This window comes from Steroidobacter sp. (assembly GCF_016790065.1).
In the GTDB taxonomy this organism is placed as follows: Bacteria; Pseudomonadota; Gammaproteobacteria; order Steroidobacterales; family Steroidobacteraceae; genus Steroidobacter.
The window spans coordinates 1-2,810 of record NZ_JAEUPY010000292.1; the positions used below are offsets into that span (position 1 = coordinate 1).

Here is a 2,810-nt window from a genome sequence, read left to right on the forward strand (position 1 = left end):
TCGGTGTTGCGCTCGATCGTCGATCGCACCAGCACGGCCTCGGCCGCCGCGCTCAACAGTGGCAGCATCAGCACCCAATCGCTGATCTATCAGGCGCGCTTCCGTAGCGCCGACTGGACCGGTCAGCTCCTGTCGTACGGCATCAACCCGGAGAACGGAGAACTCATCGGCAGCACCGTGCGCGACGCCGCCGATCGCATCCCTGCTCCAGGTGCTCGCAACATCTTCACGCGCAACAGCGCCGGTACCGCTGTGCCGTTCACTTGGTCCGGCAATCTCGAGAGCGACACCACCCGCGTGCAAGAACTTGCGCCGGGCACCTTCGCTACGCCGGCCCTGCGCGCGACAGAAGCCGAACGCATGCTGAACTATCTGCGCGGCGTCGATACCAACGAAGGCACCGTCGCTGGTAACTACCGCGTGCGTCGCGATCCGGACGGCGCGAATAAACTCGGCGACATCGTCAACTCAGCACCGCTGTTCGTCGGCAAGCCGCCGTTCCGCTATCCGGACAGTCTGGAAGCCGCCTCCTATCGCGCGTTCCAAACCGCCCAGGCCAGCCGCGCATCGATGATTTATGTCGGCGCCAACGACGGCATGCTCCACGGCTTCTATGCCGACGGCACCAACCGCGGCAACGAAGCGTTCTCATACATTCCGGGCGCGGTGTTCCCGAGACTGCGTTTGCTGGCCGCACAGGACTACGGTCACCAGTTCTACGTCGACGGTTCGCCCAGCATGGGTGACGCCTACTTCGCCCCGCGCGGCGTAGGTTCCAAGGCGTGGCGCACGGTGATCGCAGGTGGCCTGAACAAAGGCGGCCAGGGCATTTATGCCATCGACGTAACCAATCCTGAGAGCGTCACCGCCTCCCAGATGCTTTGGGAGTTCACGGACGCCACCGATCGCGACCTGGGCTACACCTACAGCCAGCCCATCATCCAGAAACTGCACGACGGTAAGTGGTACGTGATCTTCGGCAACGGCTACAACAGCATGCAGAGCGACACGTACACCAGCACCACCGGCAACGCGGTGTTGTTCCTGGTGGATCTCGAAACCGGCGTGGCCCGCAAGCTCGACACCGGCGTCGGCTACAACGCCACCGGCACGATTCCGTACGGCAACGGCTTGTCGACCCCGACCGTGGTCGATGTCGAAGGTGATCACGTGGTCGACTATGTGTACGCCGGCGATCTGTACGGCAACATGTGGAAGTTCGATCTCACTGCCACCAGTTCGACCGCCTGGAACGTGGCCTTCAGCGGCCAGCCGCTGTTCACCGCGCGTGACGGCAGCAACAACGTGCAACCGATCACCACTCGTCCGGAAGTCACGCGCGGCCCGCAGGGCAACGGCCAGATGGTGCTGTTCGGCACCGGCAAATATCTGGAAGCTTCCGACAAGCTGCGCACGCCGCAGGTCACCCAGAGCTTCTATGGCATCGTGGATCGCAACGCTCGCGTGACCTACCCCCTCAACACGCGCTCGCCCACGCTCACCCGGCAAACCATTCTGGACGAAGTGACGGTCACCAAGACCAACAGCAACGGCACCAGCACCACCTCGACGGTGCGCACCTCAACCGACAACTCGCTGGGCGCAGGCCTGGGCTGGTACATGGATCTGGTGTCGCCGACGCGCGGTTATCAGGCTGAAAAGCAAGTCACCAACTCGACAGTCCGCGACGGCAAGATCATCTTCACCACGCTGATTCCGGATGCGGATGCCTGCGGCTTCGGCGGCAGCAGCTGGCTGATGGAGCTGGATGCGCTGGATGGCAGCCGACTCGGCGAATCGCCGTTCGACCTGAACCGTGACGGCCTGTTCAGCACCGATGACAACGTGCCGGAGACCGCCGCCGGTCCGAACGTGCCGGCCAGCGGCCTCGGCTCGCAGGACAACGAGTACGGCATCCTGCCGACGCCCGCCATCGCCACCGGCGAATTCGGTCCGGCCGGCAGCGGCACGGCGGTTCAATACAAGTATCTGCCCGGCAGTAGCGGCAACATCATGGTGGTGGTCGAGAACCCTGGCATTGGCGGCACGGGCCGGCAGTCCTGGCGACAGATCCGCTGATCAGGACCGCGTCACGACCGACATGGAATGGCTAAACTGAGCTCATGAAGATGGCACACAAGCAACGTGGCGTGACGCTGGTCGAGCTGATGATCGCGGTAGGCATCGTGGGCATTCTGGCCGCGATTGCCTACCCGAACTATCGCAACCAAGTGCTGCGCTCGACGCGAACCGAAGCGCGCGCCGGGCTCGAACAGCGGGCGTTACAGCTCGAAAAGTGCTTTACGCGATATATGTCGTACACCGTCGCAGACTGTGCCGCGGGTCAAGGCGCCGCCGATGCCCTCACTTCAGGCGGCCACTACCGAGTCTCGATCAGCGGCGTGACCGATACCACGTTCACTCTGACGGCAGCGGCTCAAGGCGGCCAGGTGGCAGACTCTGGCTGCACCAGCATCACAATCAACGATCGCGGCCAGCGCGGGCCCGCTACCTGCTGGTAACCCTGTCGCGTCCCCACGACGATTGAGCCAATGTGCTTTATCGCGTTGGTCCAATCTTGTATCCTCCGCGCTCGGCCACGCCGGCAGCTTTTACAACAACGAAAGCTGACCGGCCTGATTCACGGGAACCAGCCATAACTCTCGTGGATTAAGAGGCCGTGAAAATTTGTCGCTCTGGTCCTTTTTTATCCGACCCGTTATGAAGGGGAAAGAAGTCATGAAGAACACCATCTCCACCACGCTGAAGGCAGGTATTGCTGCGTTGGCGCTCGTTGCCGCCAGCGGTTG

The 2,810-nt window shown here is 62.7% G+C and carries 3 protein-coding genes; 2 read left to right on the top strand and 1 reads right to left on the bottom strand.

Going from position 1 to position 2,810, the window contains the following annotated elements; genetic code table 11:
• The coding region (locus JNL55_RS12475; RefSeq protein WP_293853293.1) for a pilus assembly protein at positions 1–2,079 on the top strand (2,079 nt) is incomplete at its 5' end.
• 44 nt (positions 2,080–2,123) lie between these two features.
• Positions 2,124–2,522 carry a type IV pilin protein gene (locus JNL55_RS12480; protein ID WP_293853295.1) on the top strand — a complete coding sequence of 133 codons (399 nt, stop codon included), beginning with the start codon at positions 2,124–2,126 and terminating at the stop codon, positions 2,520–2,522.
• Between the two features lie 90 nt (positions 2,523–2,612).
• Here JNL55_RS12480 and JNL55_RS12485 read toward each other — a convergent pair.
• The coding region (locus JNL55_RS12485) for a hypothetical protein (protein WP_293853297.1) at positions 2,613–2,810 on the bottom strand (198 nt) is incomplete at its 5' end.